The following is a 16,556-nucleotide window of genomic DNA, read 5'->3' as shown; positions in this document are numbered from 1 at the left end:
GTATGCGTTAATGTATTTTAAGTTCTGTGCTGCCTTTTGGCATCATGATATTTACCTTGGTATTGACCTCCTGTTGGCCAAAAACAAATTTCTTGACAGGGGTGCTGTTAGGACGCATCTTTTGGATTTCTTCCCTGGTTCCGTAAAATAGGGCCTGACTTGGGCAAACGGTCGCACACATGGGTTTTTTGCCGGCACTAGTGCGGTCGTAGCACATGTTGCATTTCATCATCAGTTCAGCCTGTTCCTGTTTTTGGGGCACACCAAAAGGACAAGCCAACACGCAGTTTGAACAGCCGATGCATCGGGAAGAATTGGCGGTATGTACTACGCCGAATTCATCTTTTGTGATGGCATCTGCCGGGCATACGTTGGCGCAGGCCGGATCCTCGCAGTGCATGCACACCTGTACGGTGGTTTGCACAGTGGAGGCTCTGTCCACGTAGTGGATGTGAATCATACTCTCTTGACCATTTGTCTCACACTCGGCGCAGGCCATTTCACAGGCATGGCAGCCAATACACCGCTGCATGTCCACGAAAAATTCCATTTGCTGGTCATATTTAGTATTAGGCATTTGGTTGGGGGTTAAAGGTTAGAAACTTTGATACGCAGGCGATTCGTTGGCCGGGCCCGCCCATTTTTTGGTCGGCACCAGTTTGCACGCACAGACTTTAAATTCTGGAATTTTAGAAATAGGATCCAGGGTCCCTATTGTCAGCTGATTCGCAGATTGTTTTCCTCCCCAGTGATAGGGAATGAAAACGGTATCCTCTCTAATGGTCTCCACCAATTGCGCAGGGAATTCCGCCTCACCGCGGCGGGTGACCACTTTTACCAGCTCTCGTTCTTTTATACCATAGTGATAAGCCAATTTTGGATGGATTTCCAATAAAGGCTCCGGATATTGATCCACCAGTTTGCCGATGCGTCGAGTTTGGGTGCCACTCAGGTATTGCGACACTACTCGACCTGTGGTCAATACAACTGGATATTCTTTGTCCACTACTTCAGAAGATTCTTTCCAAGGCACAGGGTTGAAATGGGCCTTGCCATCAGGAGTTCTGAATTTTTTGTCTTCCCAAAGTCTAGGGGTCCCAGGATGGTCCTCGCTTGGGCAAGGCCAAAATACACCCATGTTCTTTTCAATTTTCTCATAGGTAATCCCAAAATAATCCGCTGTTCCTCCTTTGGAGGCCACTCGGAGTTCATTGAAAATTGCTTCGCTATTTTCATAATTAAACTTATCTCCAGCTCCCAGTCTCTTCGCTAGATCCATGATGATTTCACCGTCTCTCCTTGCATTATTGGGAGGGGTGATGGCAGCGTTGATTTTTACTACTCGACCCTCTGCCGTAGTAACGGTACCTTCCTCTTCCTCATGAAGTGAGCTGGCCAAAATCACATCAGCATGGCGGGCGGTTTCATTGAGAAAGAAATCAATGGCCACAAAATATTCCAGTTTTTCCAGGGCTTCTCTCACAAAATTGTTGTTGGGCAGAGAAACCAAAGGATTGAAGCAAATGGTGATGAGGCCTTTAACTTCTCCTCTGTGGATGGCCTCAACTAATTCATATGCCGAGAGACCTTTCCCAGGCATTTCGGATTCCTCAATACCCCAAACATCGGCTATGTATTTGCGGTGTTCGGGGTTGGTGATATCCCGGTTTCCAGGTAGCTGGTCACATTTGTGACCGTGCTCTCGGCCACCTTGACCATTTCCCTGACCGGTGATGGTGCCATATCCACAGTAAGGCTTACCGATCCTACCGGTTGCTAAAACGATATTAATGCAGCTCAATACATTGTCGACCCCTTTGGTGTGGTGTTCAATACCTCTTGCGTGAAGGAGAAAGCTGGTTTTGGCTTTGCCCCACATGGTGGCTGCCTGCATGATTTTTTCCTGAGGAACACCTGTTTTGGCTTCCGCCCAATCTAAATCAAAATCCTTTACAGCATCAATTGCCTGATCAAAGCCTGAAGTATGATTTTCAATAAAATCATGGTCCAGCCAATCATTATCCACCAAAATTTTCAAGATGGCGCCGAAAAGTGCTGAATCGGTCCCCGGCTTAACAGGCAGGTGAAGATCCGCAGTTCTTGCAATTGGCGTCACTCTAGGGTCTACTACAATCAGTTTGGCACCATTATCCCTAGCCTGCCAAATATAATGTGTAAGAGTAGGGAAGGTTTCGCTCACATTTGTGCCAGCGATGATGATTACCTCAGCATGCTTCAGATCCGCCCAGCTGTTGGAAATCCTGTCAAGCCCAAAAGCTTTCTTGTTTCCAGCTCCTGCACTTACCATGCAAAGTCTACCATTGTAGTCTAGGTTGGCCGTTTTAAGTGCCACACGGGCAAATTTGCCGATCATGTAGCTTTTCTCGTTAGTCAAAGAAACTCCAGAAAGCATGGCAAAGGCATCATTGCCATATTTGCCTTGGATTCTTTTAATCTCATCCACGGTTCTACCCATGGCCGTATCCCAATCAATGGGTTCGAAGCCTTTCCCCTCCACACGTTGAAGAGGCTCCATGATACGGTCAGGGTGGTTGTTTTGCAAATAGCGCTGAACCCCTTTAGGACACAGTCTGCCTTCATTGAAGGGAAACTCCATCCAGGGCTCAAAACCTGCAATGGTATTGTCCTTCACCTTCAATTGGATACCGCATTGCATTCCGCAGAAGCAGCAATGGGTTTTTACAAGCTTATCAGGCTCGTGGGTGCCTTCGAATCCGTCTTTTGGGGTGTAATTTTTATGTGGACCAAAGTCCTGGATAAGTTTGTCTACTGATACTGGTAATTTTGCCATAGGTTAGTGGGTTATATCATCCAAAGAAATGACCGCCTTCTTTTCTTGCTTGGAAGTGGGCTTTGGCCAGGGCCGATCTCTTTCCTTCCGGAGAAAAGTCCAAGTGACTTCTTCCGTCTTCCAAGGTGAAATCAAAGCCTAGGTCTTTGGTTACGTCTTTCAAATCATTGATGTGTGTCTGAGAAGCAAATTCCTGCTGGGTGTGCGGACATTTGGCCATGCCCCGTCTGGAGCCCTCCACTTTGTAGATATTGGCACCGAGCTGAGCCAGTCGCTGGAAGATGTGGAAGAACTTTCCAAAAGGCATCCAGATCAAGAACAGGATCACGGTGATGGCATGGATCACAGCCATAAACTGATGTGTCCGGCCTTGCAAGAAAGTGTAATCATAAGAAATTCCCAGCCCTGTAACAGAAATGGCAATGAGCAGGATCAAGGGAAGCCAGTCCCCGTCAAAGGTCTGGGTGGCGATCAGCCCGCCATTCGTCATCCTTCTTTTCATCATCATCACAGCGCCGATGGTGACCAATACAGAGCACCAAACCAGGGCGTGAAAGGCAGCAAAGGCCATAGGTGAACCCAGCTGGAATGTACTCACCGGAAAGCCAAAGAAGTTGGCGATATAGGTTGTGTCTGAATCCGGGTCAAGGGTGAAATGTATCCATCCAAAGGTAAGTGGAATGGTCACGGCAAAGGCAATCAAGCAACCTGTTGCCAATAGAAAGTGACCTATCCATCTGGTTTTTCCTCTTGGGTAAATAAACCTTTGAAACAGGATGTTTCGGAAGAAGAGCTTCAAGGACCGAGTAGCATATGGGACAAAATCCTTGCTTAGCAAAAACTCCCAGCTTCTTCGCCAGTATAGTCTTGTAGGTGGTCTTTGCAGCCATACCGAATACCGGTAGGCAATGCCAAACACTGCGAAAACGGTTCCGAAAAGGTACCCAATCAGGGCGGCATCGTAGTTTTGGAGATTTCTTGAGCCTGCAAAAACAACCACAATTACCAGCAAAGCCGCAACAGTTGCCTTGATGAGCGCTATTCGGTTAAGGGTTTTGATCAATCTGAACATATATCCAAAAATTTTTAGTTTCTTAATTAACTTGGCCTTTCGGCACCTTTTCTGTCATAGAAATACCAGTTGATGGCCGTGGCGAAAATCAGGAAGACGCCCAACAGCCAGAAGAACCCTTCTGCATGGCCAGAAGCCGCGATAAATGAGCCCAGTGCCATGGAGAATATGAAGGGGCCGTAAGCTGCGATGGCTGCGGTCCAGCCGATCACCCCAGCCGCCTGACGGGGGTTATGCTTGAATATGATGGGAAACTGTCGGAAGGTGGAAGCATTCCCGATACCTGTGAAGAAAAACAGGGCCATCATCACACCCACAAATAGCGGGAATTGCTCCATACCAGTGGGGTTTACCAGTCCAAAAGCCAACATGGCCACTACCCCTGCAAATAAGCCAATCCCTGTAATGGTCGTTAAAACAGCCCCACCGACTTTGTCAGCAATAAATCCGAACAAAATCCTGGATGCAGAACCAATCAAGGGGCCATAGAAGGCATATTTTAGAGGATCTAAAGAAGGGTCAAATTTCCCGTAAAGGACTTTCATCAACAATGGAAAGGCAGCTGAAAGCCCGGCGAAAGTTCCAAAAGTCATGAAATAGGTGATGGTACAATACCAAGTGTGTTTGTCTCCAAAGATATCGAGCTGTTCTTTAAAACTTGCCTTTACAGGTACACTTCTTAAATATTTCCAACAGACTATCGCCATGATGATCAGGAGGGGCGCATACCAAAGGGCCCCACTTTGGAGATAGATTTCGGCCTTTATCGGTTCACCTGTTAATTTATTAACCGACTGGAAAAAATGGGGAGCTCCATAAAGTCCAACTCCTAGCATGATAGGGGTCATAAACTGGGCTATACTTACACCGAAATTTCCAATTCCTGCTTGGATCCCTAGGGCGGACCCTTTCAGTCTTGCGGGGAAAAATAAGTTTGTGGAAGGCATGAATGAACTGAAGTCGCCTCCTCCAAATCCGGCTGTTAGTGCCAATATCACAAACACCCAGAATGGCGTGTTAAGGTTCATTACGGCCAAGCCAATTCCGATTACAGGAATCAGTTTAATAATGGTAGAAACAGTGATGGTATGGCGGGTACCGTAGATGGGGATTAGAAAAGTGTGGACTATCCTTAATGTACCTGCGGCCAAGCCCGGTAAGGCAGCCAGCCAGAATAATTGATTGTCAGTAAAATCGAATCCCACGCTATTTAGCCGAGTGACAATGGCACTCATCATAAACCAAGTTGCAAAGGACAAAGTCAATGCAATTGTGGTAATGGTCAGGGTACGCCAAGCAATTTTTTTACCTTTGGACTCCCAAAATTGATTGTCCTCAGGGTTCCATTCTTTCAGCCAAGTCGACATAACAACAGTATTTAAATAGTTGCAATAATTGATTTCTCTTCGTTAGGGGACAAAAGTATCCCTTAATCCTAGAGGAAAACATGACAATTGTCAGCTATTTACTGATTGTTTTGAGTGGTAATTATGCGGACTGCCGTGAGGGTACTGGTTGAAAAGTTTCATATCTAAAGTAGGTTAGTGGTGTTAGGCTAGATTTAGATTGTGACTTTTAAATTAGCAATTTAATTAGTAAGATAAAAATATCAAATAAAAAATCCTCTATAATTTCAGGTTATAATTATAGAGATTCGGTTATTTGATGTTTAAAAAAATAATTTTATACTGTTTAAATCTAATTATTTGCTGATGCTAATTATTTTATTAATTATCTCGTCGTTTTCCATTCCCAATCCTTCTTTTTGAAATTGCAACACCCCATTCCTGTCAAAAACACTGATTATGTTGGAATGGGAAAAGTCGATGGGGGATATTTGCTTATATTTCACTGCAAGGATATTGGCAAAATCTCGAACAGATTCTTCTGTACCCTGCAGAAACAGCCACTTGTCATCTGTCATCTGGTTATCCTTTGCAAATTGCATCAATTTATCTGGGGTGTCATTGGTAGGATCAATGCTGATCATGAGGTATTTGATGTCCTTTTTTGTTTTGGATTTTACCGCAGTTTCAATATGGCGCATATCAGCCACCAGTCGGGGACAGGCGGTCTTGCAGGCTGTGTAGATCATGACAGATACCAATGGTGTGCCCCTCAAATCTTCCAATGCAATCAACTCACCTGATTGGGTATGCCATTCAGACGGCAAGTGGTAAATTGACATTTCATCCAGCTCTTCGTCCAAATAAGCAGAGGAGTCCAAGGTTTGCTCCTGGCATCCCAACAGGAATAAGAAGGCGAGGAAATAGGGTAATTGGCGAGCGAGGCTCATGACAGTAGGGAGTTTATTTTTGAACTAAATAGTTGGAATTTGCATCTTTTACACATCGAAATCCTTTAGTGGTTACGGTGTGGTTGGCCTTCAAGCTTGCGCGTATGGCGTATCTCATGAATGCGGCATAGTTCATCAAGTCATTGGCACCTACGGCTCCAGAGGCACAGAAGAGGCCTTTTTCCCCGTTGCCGTTGTTTCTTGATTCTCCTGCAATGATGACCGAATTGAAGTCCTGGGTCCACTCCCACACCAAACCGTGTAGGTCGAATATGCCCCAATAGTTTTTTTCACCCTGGCCAACTTTTAATAGGTGTGTTTTGGGCTTTTCGTAGGTGCGGATGATTTTCACATTATATAAGCTGTCTTTTCGGGCGTCTTTGATTTTTTCATCAGCCATGGCCGCATATTCCCATTCGTCTACTGTGGGGAGGCGCTTGCCCTGGCACTCGCAGTAGGCTTTTGCCGCAAACCATGATATATTGTTTACCGGGCTGTTGTGAAGTTCAGAAGGAACCTGCTGGTCGCCATCCCAAGCGGTAAGATATCTTTCATCGGCAAAGATTTTCTTTACCATTGATTTTTTCCACTGTGGGTTTTTCTGCACAAATTCCAGAAAATCAGCGTGCGTCACAGGCTTGGCATCCATATAGAAGTCCTTAACCTGTACCATTTCATTTTTTACGGCTCCGTAGAGGGGGAGGAATTCCCCCCCTCTTACTAAAGCCATCTCTTGGGCCATGGTCTGTATAGGTAGCAGACACATCCATATCCAGAGAAGATTCTTAATATTCATGTCATCTGCGTTTTTTGATCATTTCAGGAGTGATCTCAGAGCCGTCATTCCCCCAGCTGTTGTAGATAAAAGTCAGTACATTCGCGGCGTCTTCATCGGATAAGGTTTGAGGAGGCATTACACCGTTGTATTTTTTACCGTTTACGGTGATTTCCCCTGATAAGCCGTGTATTACAGCGTCGATAGCTTTGTCCTTGTTATTGAGGTAGTCCGCCTTGGCAAGAGGGGGGAAGGCTCCGGCCATTCCTTCGCCATTTGACTGGTGGCAAGCAAAGCAGGACTGATTATAAAGTGTTTTTCCTTTGGCCACTCGGTCGTCTTTGGAAAGCGCAGCCACTTCGGCCAATGCTTTTTCATTTGGCATCTTCTTCACCAAGCTTTCGTTTGGATTGTAGATGCCTTCACGAACTTGAGACTTGAAAAGCTTATGGTTTTCTTCACCGCTTACACTCAAGATACCGATTGCTCCTTTATTGAAAGCCCTAAAGATGGAGTGGTCAACCAATACCAGATCAGAAGGTACATCCACTTGGAATTCTACGATGGCAGATCCACCTGCTGGAATAATGGTGGTTTGCACATTTTCGTTGATTCTGTCCCCGCCTTCAAGGTAGACTTTGTCGAAAATCTCACCGATCACGTGGAAGGAAGAAACCAAATTTGGCCCGCCGTTTCCTACAAACAATCTTACTGTTTCACCAACATTGGCGCTGATGGCATTTTCACCTGTTAGACCTCCAACTTTACCGTTAAAAACCACATATTCTGGTTTCTCGTCTACAGCTTTCTGCAGGTCAAACTGCTGTAAACCTGGCTCACCATGCTTGCCCTCGGTGTAAAAGTCACCCTGCATGACATAGTATTCCTTATCCACTGGGGGCAAGCCGCCTTCCGGCTCCACCAAAATCAGCCCGTACATCCCGTTAGCGATGTGCATCCCTACCGGTGCCGTGGCACAGTGGTAAACATAAAGACCTGGGTTCAGCATTTTAAAATTGAAAGTTTTCTGCTGGCCTGGCGCAACATAAGTTGCCTCAGCTCCACCACCTTGGCCAGTTACGGCGTGTAGGTCAATGTTATGGGGGAGTTTGTTATCGGGGTGATTTTTTAAGGTGAACTCCACTTCGTCACCCACTCGGCCCCTAATGAAGGATCCTGGAACCGATCCTCCAAAGGTCCAATATACGTAGCTCACGCCATCCGCCATTTCACCTTCCTCCTCGGTGACTTCAAGATCCACAATCAATTTCATTGGGGCCCGATTACCTACAGGGGCAGGTACAAAGGGTGGGGCGGTGAGTTCCGCCTCCATGGTGCCATACACCTTCATGTCGGCTGGAGCGGTTGCTGATTTCTTGTGGGAACGTTTCAGTTCGGTATTCGTACCGCCTTTCAGCTCACATCCCAACGTGTATGATGAGATTAATAGGATAAAAAGATAAATAAGTCTTTTTTTGGATTTTGGGTTTGCCTTTTTCATAGTACTTCCATTTTTGAGTCTACAGGATAGGAGAGTTATAATGAAACAAATATACCCTTCAATACTACTGGAAAGCACTGACCTAAGTCAATTGGATATAGGAACTTTATCAATCAAAAATGTGCGAAAACGCACGGAATTTAGGTTGGGGAAAAGAGAGTAGTATTATTCTGTCACTGGATAAAATCCGACGATTTGGTTTTCTAGTTTTTCAGGTTGAAGAATGGTGATGTACTTTTGCTTGTAAGTAAGCCAGCCTCTTTTCTTCAATTCCACAAGGGATCTGCTCACTTGTTCAATGGTAGTTCCTGCCAAGTCAGCGATTTCTTTACGGGTCAATTTCACATTGAGGGTCCGTGCATCCTCAAGGCATCCAAAGGTCTGGGAAATGTATTTTAGGGTGGCGATGATTTTATTTTCATTGTTCATGAGGGAAAGACATTTCAGCCTTTCTTCCATTTTTCGGAGCTCTCTTGCGTAAAATACCATGGTCTGAAAAGTAAATGGCGCATTTTCCATATAAGCATCTTCCAGGACCTCATTTTCTATAAAGCATATCTTGGACTGATCCAGTGTGATGGCACTAATAGGGTAAAATTCTGACTTTACGGCCACATGACCAAAGATGTGCCCATCGTTGGCAAGCCTGACTGTCTGTTCATGGCCGTTGCTATCTTCACTCACTACTTTTACTTTTCCTTCACATATAAAATAAGCTCCCATCACCGGTGTGCCGCTTTTGAATACGTATTGGTCTTTGGGATAGGTGCAAACGATTTTGGTCTGGTTGATCTTGACCTTCCAATGATCACTACACAATTTAATAAAGCAGTCCGCTTTATCACATACTCTGCAATCAGTTGCTTCTTTCATACCCAGTCCGATTTCCTGTAATAAATATAAGAGATAAATTTAATAAGTTAAAAAGGTCCCTTAATATTCCTTTTTTTTAATGTGTAAAATATTTTGAAAAATAGTTCAATTTTTTCTCTAAGTTCTTTTGGAAATTAAAAGATGTTCGCATTACCTTAGCAGTATAAAAGATAAAAAGGTCTTCTATTCTTTTGTAGTTTTATTTACAATCTAAACATTTGATATTATGCTCTCAAAATCACAGGCACGGGCATTCTTCTTGGGCGGAACAGTAGTTACCTTCCTGATTTTCATCGGGCTGACCATCTATTCCCTGGCTCCGAGTAATGACCAGACCAATCACGAAAACATCACCGAACAGGTGGTAAAAGGCAAGCACATTTGGGAAACCAACAACTGCATGGGCTGTCACTCCATCATGGGGGAAGGGGGCTATTACGCTCCTGAGCTTACCAAGGTGATCGACAGAAGGGGAGAACCTCTTATCAAGGCCATCTTGCAATCTCCGGTGCCTTGGGCACCCAATGGCCGGAAGATGGTCGCCTATGAAATGAGCGACGAGGATGCCGAGGCCATGATCGAATACCTCAAATGGATCGGGGAAATCGACTTGAACGGCTTTGATCGCATCGTGTCCCCATTGGCAAGAGAAAGAATGAAAGACTAAATACTGAGATACTATGAAATATCAATCACAAAAGATCGCCTACTGGTTTTTTGCACTGTGTATGCTCCTGTTTTCACTGCAAATTGTCTACGGCTTCATCATGGGCTTTGCCCGGATAGGAATGGATGGTCTACATGACTTTATTCCATTCAACACCGCCAGAGCGGTTCACACCAACCTATTGGTAGTTTGGCTACTTGCCGGATTTATGGGAGCTGCTTATTACATTATTCCAGAAGAAGCACAACGGGAGATTGTCAGTGTTAAATGGGCCTATATTCAGCTCATTTCCCTGGCCGTAGTCGGGGTGGCTGCCATCACCGGATACCATTTCAACATTTGGGAAGGGCGTAAGTTCTTGGAAATCCCTAGGGAACTGGATTATCTGGTTGTAGTCAATGTGCTGCTCTTCTTGGGGCTTATTTTGGCCACCTTATTTAAAAGTAAACGGCAGACCACCACAGCGATGGTGTTGACCATGGGTTTGGTTTTCGCGGCTTTGCTTTACCTGCCCGGTATGATTTGGTTTGATAGCCAGGTGACAGATTCATTTTTCCGCTGGTGGGTTGTCCATCTTTGGGTAGAAGGTGTTTGGGAACTTATCATGGGGGGTATTTTGGCCTTCCTGCTAATCAAACTTACTGGCGTAGACCGAGAGGTTATCGAAAAGTGGCTATATGTTATTGTAGGTTTGACCTTCCTATCTGGGATTTTGGGTACTGGCCACCACTATTATTATATAGGTGTAAATAAAATCTGGTTGGTAGTAGGGGGGATTTTCTCGGCACTTGAGCCACTTGCCTTCCTTGCCATGGCCTTGTTTGCGGTGTATATGTACAGAAAAGGCGAAAGAAACCACCCCAACAAGATTGCCTTGTTCTGGACTGTGGGTGCCTCCATTGTATCCTTCATCGGTGCAGGTCTGTTGGGATTTGCGCATACTTTGCCACAGACAAACCTTTATACCCACGGGACATTGGTGACTGCCATGCATGGGCACTACGCCTTCTGGGGAGCGTATGTGATGATTGTTTTGGCCATCATTTCTTATGCGATGCCTAACCTAACAGGTAGGAAGCGACACGACAACACCAATGGTCACTTGGCCTTCTGGCTATCGAATATTGGAATGCTGGGTATGGTGACGGCCCTAGGAGTAGCAGGTGTGGTTCAGGTTTACTTGGAAAGACGTCTGGGCATGGACTTCATGGTTGCTCAGGAAGAGGTGAAGATCCACTTTGTGGTTATGCTTCTTTGCGCCACCATGTTTGCTACCGGCATAGGAATGTACATCTATGAGTTCATCAAGTATGGAAGACCTACCGATGAGGCCTTGAAAGTTCCTGCGGTAGAGGAAGACAATAAAGTGTTAGTGCATTAATTAACCTGGGAGCGGTGTGAAAGCCGCTCCCTTAAATATTCAAACCTCATGTTCATCACAGCTCCATATTATCAGGAAACCCATAAAGAAACGGATGTCTTTACCCATGCATTTCAAAACAAGATCCCCTTATTGCTGAAGGGCCCCACGGGCACAGGGAAATCCAGGTTTGTGGAATTTATGGCCCACCAGCTGGATAAAAGATTAATCACCATAAGCTGCCATGAAGAAACCTCCAGCACAGACTTGATCGGACGATTCATCATAAAAGGTGCGGAGACCATTTGGCTTGACGGACCTTTAACTACAGCAGTAAAGGAGGGGGCAATTCTTTATCTGGATGAAGTCGCTGAAGCCAGGCCTGACGTTATTGTGGCCATCCACTCGCTTACCGATCACAGGAGGGAATTATTTATCGACAAACTCGGCGAGACCATCAAGGCCCATGAAAACTTTATGTTGGTGGCCTCTTTTAATCCAGGTTATCAAAGGGGATTTAAGGAACTGAAACCTTCCACCAGACAAAGATTTGTCGCCCTATCCTTTGATTACCCTGAGGCCAAAACCGAAAGGGAAATCCTCATCATGGAAAGCGGTGTGGATGCCGATGTGGCCAAAAAGCTGGTTTCCATAGGCTCAAAAATCCGAAACCTTACCGAATTGGGCCTCTCCGAAACCGTATCAACCCGATTGTTAATCGATGCGGCAAAGCTGATCAACAGCGGCCTTCCCAAGCGGCTTGCAGTGGCGGTAGCGGTGGTGGAACCGCTTTCAGATGATCCCCAAACGCTGGAGTCCTTAAGGGACCTCTGTGATTTGTTGATTTGATGCTAGGGTGTCGAATGTAAGATGTCGGATGCCAGATGTTTAACGCTGACTTCATCGGTCATCGGACAAAATTCTTTTTACCAAAACAAAAACTCAAACCAACATGGGACTGGATCTAGATGAATGGGTATATGGGAAAGTGGTCAAATACTTCAAAAAAAGTAAACGGGCCGCAGAGGAAAAGATGGCTCACAAGGTGGACCTGGAGCAAATCCGGCCAAGGCTCACGCTATTGGCAAGAGCGGTTACGGGAAAAGCCATTGAGATTTTCCCCGCCGAAAGGGAAGGAGGGTACAAAAACCACAACTTCTTTCTGCCCATCACCTTTTATGAACTTGCTACCTATGAGGAAAACCTATCATTTTATTTCTACAGGATATTATATCTAAGTAGCCAGCTTGACCTAGGTTTGAACTTGAAAGAACCTACAGACAATCTGATTCTATCGAGAGAAAATGCGCTGGAGACATCACCTCAGGTATTAGCCCATTTATATCAAGAATTCCCGCTTGCCGCACCTCTTCACGAAAGAATAAAGACTGCGTTGGACGAAAAGGCCACGGAAAAAACGCCTGTTGACTATAGTTGGCTTTATGGAAAATGGATGTGCAATGAAACGGATGAATCGGAAGCCTATCGCTTGGAAAAATTTACCGACAAAACCAAAAAGTCCAAAGAGGAAGCTCCCACGACTACTTTACAAGCCAGGGCGGTAGAGGAGGTACAAAGCTTACAAATAGACAAAAAGCAGCAAGAGGATTATGTGTTGCTGCATAATTTCGAAAAAGTGGAAACGGCTGAAGAGTCTAATGGTGTTTGGAGAGATTTTGACGGGAAGGACGATTTGGAAGACCATCAGGATGCCCTTGAGGAGTTGAGCATGAAATTCACCGTGAGAGTGGATGACACGGCCCATTCCGTTTATCAGGCGGAGTTTGTAGAGAACACCACTGTTTCTGAAAGTGCGGAAACAGATGAAAAAGGGTTTCATTTGAAATACGATGAGTGGGATTGTAAAAAGAAAATCTACAAAAAGGATTTTACCAAAGTCTACCCCCTCCAGCAAGTCCGAACCGATGCAGAATATTATCGGGATACCATTTCCAAAAATGCCTCAACTCTCATGGGCCTAAGGAAAATGCTGACCAGTGTGTACAACAAGATGCAGCAGCAGAAACGGCTCAGCCAGGGCGAGGAGCTGGATATTGATGCTGTTACCGACATGTATGCCGATGTGGTGGCCAGAAAGACGCCTTCCGGAAAAATCTACATCTCCAACCGAAAAAAGGAAAAGGACCTCTCCATAGTGATTTTGCTCGACATCAGTTTATCCAGCGACAGTTTCGCAGCCGATAACAGGGTGATAGATGTGGAAAAGCAGGTATCCATCCTGTTTGGTGAAATACTCAATGAATTTAACATTGATTTCTCTATCGATAGCTTTTATTCCAAAACCAGAAACTACACCACATACCTCACGGTCAAGGAATTTGATGAGCCTTGGGCATCTGCTAAGAATAAAATCGGGGCTATTTCTCCAAATGGATACACACGGATCGGTGCGGCCCTTCGGCATGCCGGGGCCAGGCTGGACTCCCGACCTACCAAAAACAAATGGGTGATCCTCATCTCAGATGGCAAACCAAACGACTATGACAGATACGAAGGCAAATATGGAATCAATGATGTCAAACATGCCCTAGAGGAATTAAACGAAAGGCAGATCCGTACCTACGCCCTAGCTATTGAGGCTCAAGCCAAGTATTACCTTCCCCAGATGTTTGGCCAAAACCACTACCAGATCCTTACCACACCGGTGGAGCTGTTGCAGTCACTGGTCAAGCTTTATGAAAAAATCAAGCACCAATAATCATGGAAGTTATTCCAAATATGATTTCCAATCGATTTCAAACATATAGAAAGACAAAAACGACTGTTGGAATGGAAGTAATAGCACAAAAATTACCCGCAAAAATTGACTACAAGCAATTCAACAGTCCCCCGGGAGGCCTACTGATGTGGATTGTGATTTTCTTGGAAGTGATAACATTCGGCATCGGATTGGCCAGACTGGTGTATAATGCCAGACTGGAACCTGAGCTATTCCACACCTCCCGGCTTCAGCTTAATGCCAGCATTGGAGCCATCAATACTGTAATTCTCCTATCAAGCGGCTTTTTCCTAGCCAAGGGACTCCATGCCTTCAAGCAGGACAACTACCTGACTACAAGCTTCTATTTAAAATGGACATTGTTGGGAGGTTGGCTTTTCACCATGATCAAGATTTTTGAATACTGGAATAAGCTCGATGCCGGGCTGGGCATGGGAGCCAATATGTTTTTCACTTCCTATTGGCTGTTGACAGGTTTTCACTTGGTCCATGTGGTCGTAGGAATGGTGATTTTGGGGCTTATGCTGAGAAGCCTGAAGACGGCGCCTGAAAAGATGGCTTTGGTGGATGTAGAAGCCGGGGCGGCATTTTGGCACATGTGTGACTTGATTTGGTTGCTTCTGTTTCCCGCCCTCTACCTCATATTTTAACTGGATTTGATTATGGAAAGAACTTTAAACATGACCTATCTGCTGTTAATAGCCTTGACCCTATTGACCGCCGTGATATCTACCTGGACCCTGCTTGATGGTAAAATGTTGGTCTTGGTAATTATGGGTATTGCGGCGGCAAAATACCTGCTGGTTGCCTTTGATTTTCTTGAAATGAAGAAGGCCCATTTCTTCTGGAAATTCTCCATAGTGTTTGTCTGTCTATTAATAATAGGTGTAGTAGGCCTTTTTGCTGTGGGTTAAAGCGTATCCCGCGTAAAAGGCACAAACCTCACCGGAGCCACATTGCGGGTTTTTATCTTGCCGTTCTTCTTTTCGATGAGGGTAAGCTCTTGGATTTGGTTTATTGGGCCGATGGGTACGACCATTTTACCGCCCTCGGCTAGCTGGTCTAGGAGTGGTTGAGGCAGCCTATCAGGTGCTGCCGTGACGATGATGGCATCAAATGGTGCCTCCTCAGGCCATCCTGCGTAGCCATCACCTATGCGCACGTGGATGTTGTCATAGCCAAGTTCCTCCAAGTCTGCTTTAGCCTTTTCCCCCAGGGAGTGGATGATCTCAATGGTGTACACCTGGTCGACCATTTCGGCAAGCACAGCGGCTTGAAAACCGGACCCAGTGCCTATTTCCAGCACCCTCATGCTTTTTTTGGGTTCGATAAGCTGGCTCATAAAGGCGACTATAAAGGGCTGTGAGATGGTTTGCCCGGCACCGATGGGCAGGGGGCGGTCCAAATACGCATTCTCCCGCTGGCTTTCAGGCACCAACTTGTGACGGGGAACTGCACGCAGGGCCGAGAGCACTTTTTTGTTGTGAATACCCTTGGACTGGATATGGTCCTTTACCATCCGCTCCCGGGCTGCGGTGTATTTGTCCTCCTGAGGGAACATGGAAAATAACAGAATGAAAAATGACCAAAGCATCGGCTAAAGAGTTGGTGTTTACGAATTTAAGTTACGTGATTACAGTGGCAATGTCAAGGAAACTAAGTTGTTAACAGCTCGTGTAAGGGGATGTGTTTTTTTTTAACCAGCTCAAAAGGCCCTATTTCAATTAAAATCAGAGCCTTAATTCCAATTTGGTATCAAATACTGATAATAATCATATTTTTCTGTAACCGGGGTCATAACCTAGGCCCTGCTTCCTGCCTAGCTTTGTAATGTTGAAAGAGAGAAAAAATCAACATTCACCAAAAGAACAAAGCTATGAAAACTGTCAACCGAACCTTCCAAACTTTTCTGATAGCCTTTCTTCTGTTTACCGGCTTTACGGTAAACGCACAGGAGACGCTCACCTTAAATGGCAAATCGGAATTCAAGGTTTCTGGCACCTCCACCATCCATGATTGGGACATGGTTTCTGACAATGGACAAAAAGGAAACGCTAAAATCAAACTTGACAATGGTAAGATTGCTTCCATCGAAACTTTGAAAGTAACCATCCCAGCAAGCACACTTAAAAGTGGTAAGAACGGAATGGATAAAAATGCTTACGAAGCACTCAATGTCAAGAAGCATCCAGAAATCCTGTTTGAGCTTACTGAAGTATTGGACATCACCGACAAGGTCATCAAAGCCAAAGGCAACCTTACCATAGCAGGAAAGACCCAAAATGTACCGATGGATGTCAACTACACAGTGGACGGCAAAAAGGTGAACTTCACAGGTAACCAAAACATAAAATTCACCCAGTTTAACATAGATCCTCCCACCGCGATGTTTAATACTATCAAAACCGGAGATGACCTAAAAGTAAGTTTCAACACAACATTCAACTAATTTCTTTTACC

The 16,556-nt window shown here is 45.2% G+C and carries 16 protein-coding genes; 7 read left to right on the top strand and 9 right to left on the bottom strand.

Features of this window, described 5'->3' with window-relative positions:
• Nucleotides 1–7: 7 nt before the first annotated feature.
• From KIH41_RS03715 to KIH41_RS03680, 8 genes are all read right to left on the bottom strand, one after another.
• A complete protein-coding gene (locus KIH41_RS03715; protein WP_214161549.1) occupies nucleotides 8–577 on the bottom strand; it encodes a 4Fe-4S dicluster domain-containing protein in 570 nt (189 codons plus the stop codon).
• 18 nt (nucleotides 578–595) lie between these two features.
• On the bottom strand, nucleotides 596–2,812 hold the full coding sequence (locus KIH41_RS03710) for a molybdopterin oxidoreductase family protein (protein ID WP_214161548.1): 2,217 nt from the start codon (nucleotides 2,810–2,812) through the stop codon (nucleotides 596–598).
• A gap of 16 nt (nucleotides 2,813–2,828) precedes the next feature.
• The gene (locus tag KIH41_RS03705) at nucleotides 2,829–3,884 is read right to left on the bottom strand and encodes an MFS transporter (RefSeq protein WP_214161547.1); all 1,056 of its coding nucleotides are present in this window, start codon (nucleotides 3,882–3,884) and stop codon (nucleotides 2,829–2,831) included.
• Nucleotides 3,885–3,910: 26 nt separating this feature from the next.
• Complete coding sequence (locus KIH41_RS03700) at nucleotides 3,911–5,251, bottom strand: MFS transporter (protein WP_214161546.1); 1,341 nt, start codon at nucleotides 5,249–5,251, stop codon at nucleotides 3,911–3,913.
• Between the two features lie 335 nt (nucleotides 5,252–5,586).
• Nucleotides 5,587–6,180, bottom strand: coding sequence for an SCO family protein (locus KIH41_RS03695; protein ID WP_214161545.1), 594 nt, complete (start codon nucleotides 6,178–6,180; stop codon nucleotides 5,587–5,589).
• A gap of 13 nt (nucleotides 6,181–6,193) precedes the next feature.
• Nucleotides 6,194–6,976 carry a formylglycine-generating enzyme family protein gene (locus tag KIH41_RS03690; RefSeq protein ID WP_246538939.1) on the bottom strand — a complete coding sequence of 261 codons (783 nt, stop codon included), beginning with the start codon at nucleotides 6,974–6,976 and terminating at the stop codon, nucleotides 6,194–6,196.
• A gap of 1 nt (nucleotide 6,977) precedes the next feature.
• Entirely contained in the window at nucleotides 6,978–8,456 is a 1,479-nt protein-coding gene (gene nirK, locus KIH41_RS03685; protein ID WP_214161544.1) for a copper-containing nitrite reductase, read from the bottom strand.
• A 165-nt stretch (nucleotides 8,457–8,621) separates the two neighbouring features.
• On the bottom strand, nucleotides 8,622–9,329 hold the full coding sequence (locus KIH41_RS03680) for a Crp/Fnr family transcriptional regulator (RefSeq protein ID WP_214161543.1): 708 nt from the start codon (nucleotides 9,327–9,329) through the stop codon (nucleotides 8,622–8,624).
• A 226-nt stretch (nucleotides 9,330–9,555) separates the two neighbouring features.
• Here KIH41_RS03680 and KIH41_RS03675 point away from each other — a divergent pair, with 226 nt between their 5' ends.
• From KIH41_RS03675 to KIH41_RS03650, 6 genes are all read left to right on the top strand, one after another.
• Nucleotides 9,556–9,996 (top strand): c-type cytochrome, encoded by a 441-nt coding sequence (locus KIH41_RS03675; RefSeq protein WP_214161542.1) that lies wholly within the window; start codon nucleotides 9,556–9,558, stop codon nucleotides 9,994–9,996.
• A 13-nt stretch (nucleotides 9,997–10,009) separates the two neighbouring features.
• A complete protein-coding gene (locus KIH41_RS03670) occupies nucleotides 10,010–11,377 on the top strand; it encodes a cbb3-type cytochrome c oxidase subunit I (RefSeq protein WP_214161541.1) in 1,368 nt (455 codons plus the stop codon).
• Between the two features lie 48 nt (nucleotides 11,378–11,425).
• Nucleotides 11,426–12,205, top strand: a complete 780-nt coding sequence (locus KIH41_RS03665; RefSeq protein WP_214161540.1) for a CbbQ/NirQ/NorQ/GpvN family protein — start codon at nucleotides 11,426–11,428, stop codon at nucleotides 12,203–12,205.
• Nucleotides 12,206–12,308: 103 nt separating this feature from the next.
• A complete protein-coding gene (locus KIH41_RS03660) occupies nucleotides 12,309–14,075 on the top strand; it encodes a nitric oxide reductase activation protein NorD (RefSeq protein WP_214161539.1) in 1,767 nt (588 codons plus the stop codon).
• Nucleotides 14,076–14,146: 71 nt separating this feature from the next.
• A complete protein-coding gene (locus KIH41_RS03655; RefSeq protein ID WP_214161538.1) occupies nucleotides 14,147–14,746 on the top strand; it encodes a cytochrome c oxidase subunit 3 in 600 nt (199 codons plus the stop codon).
• Nucleotides 14,747–14,758: 12 nt separating this feature from the next.
• Nucleotides 14,759–15,010 carry a cytochrome C oxidase subunit IV family protein gene (locus KIH41_RS03650; protein ID WP_214161537.1) on the top strand — a complete coding sequence of 84 codons (252 nt, stop codon included), beginning with the start codon at nucleotides 14,759–14,761 and terminating at the stop codon, nucleotides 15,008–15,010.
• On the opposite strand, the gene KIH41_RS03645 is transcribed toward KIH41_RS03650, so the two are convergent.
• Complete coding sequence (locus KIH41_RS03645; protein WP_213945324.1) at nucleotides 15,007–15,690, bottom strand: protein-L-isoaspartate(D-aspartate) O-methyltransferase; 684 nt, start codon at nucleotides 15,688–15,690, stop codon at nucleotides 15,007–15,009. The genes KIH41_RS03650 and KIH41_RS03645 overlap by 4 nt on opposite strands.
• 282 nt (nucleotides 15,691–15,972) lie before the next feature.
• On the opposite strand from KIH41_RS03645, the gene KIH41_RS03640 reads away from it, so the two are divergent.
• A complete protein-coding gene (locus tag KIH41_RS03640) occupies nucleotides 15,973–16,545 on the top strand; it encodes a YceI family protein (RefSeq protein WP_213945325.1) in 573 nt (190 codons plus the stop codon).
• Nucleotides 16,546–16,556 lie beyond the last annotated feature (11 nt).

It is taken from the genome of Litoribacter ruber (genome assembly GCF_018500185.1).
In the GTDB taxonomy this organism is placed as follows: Bacteria; Bacteroidota; Bacteroidia; order Cytophagales; family Cyclobacteriaceae; genus Litoribacter; species Litoribacter ruber.
The sequence above is the reverse complement of the archived record's forward strand: the minus strand, read 5'-3'. Positions and strand labels throughout refer to the sequence as shown.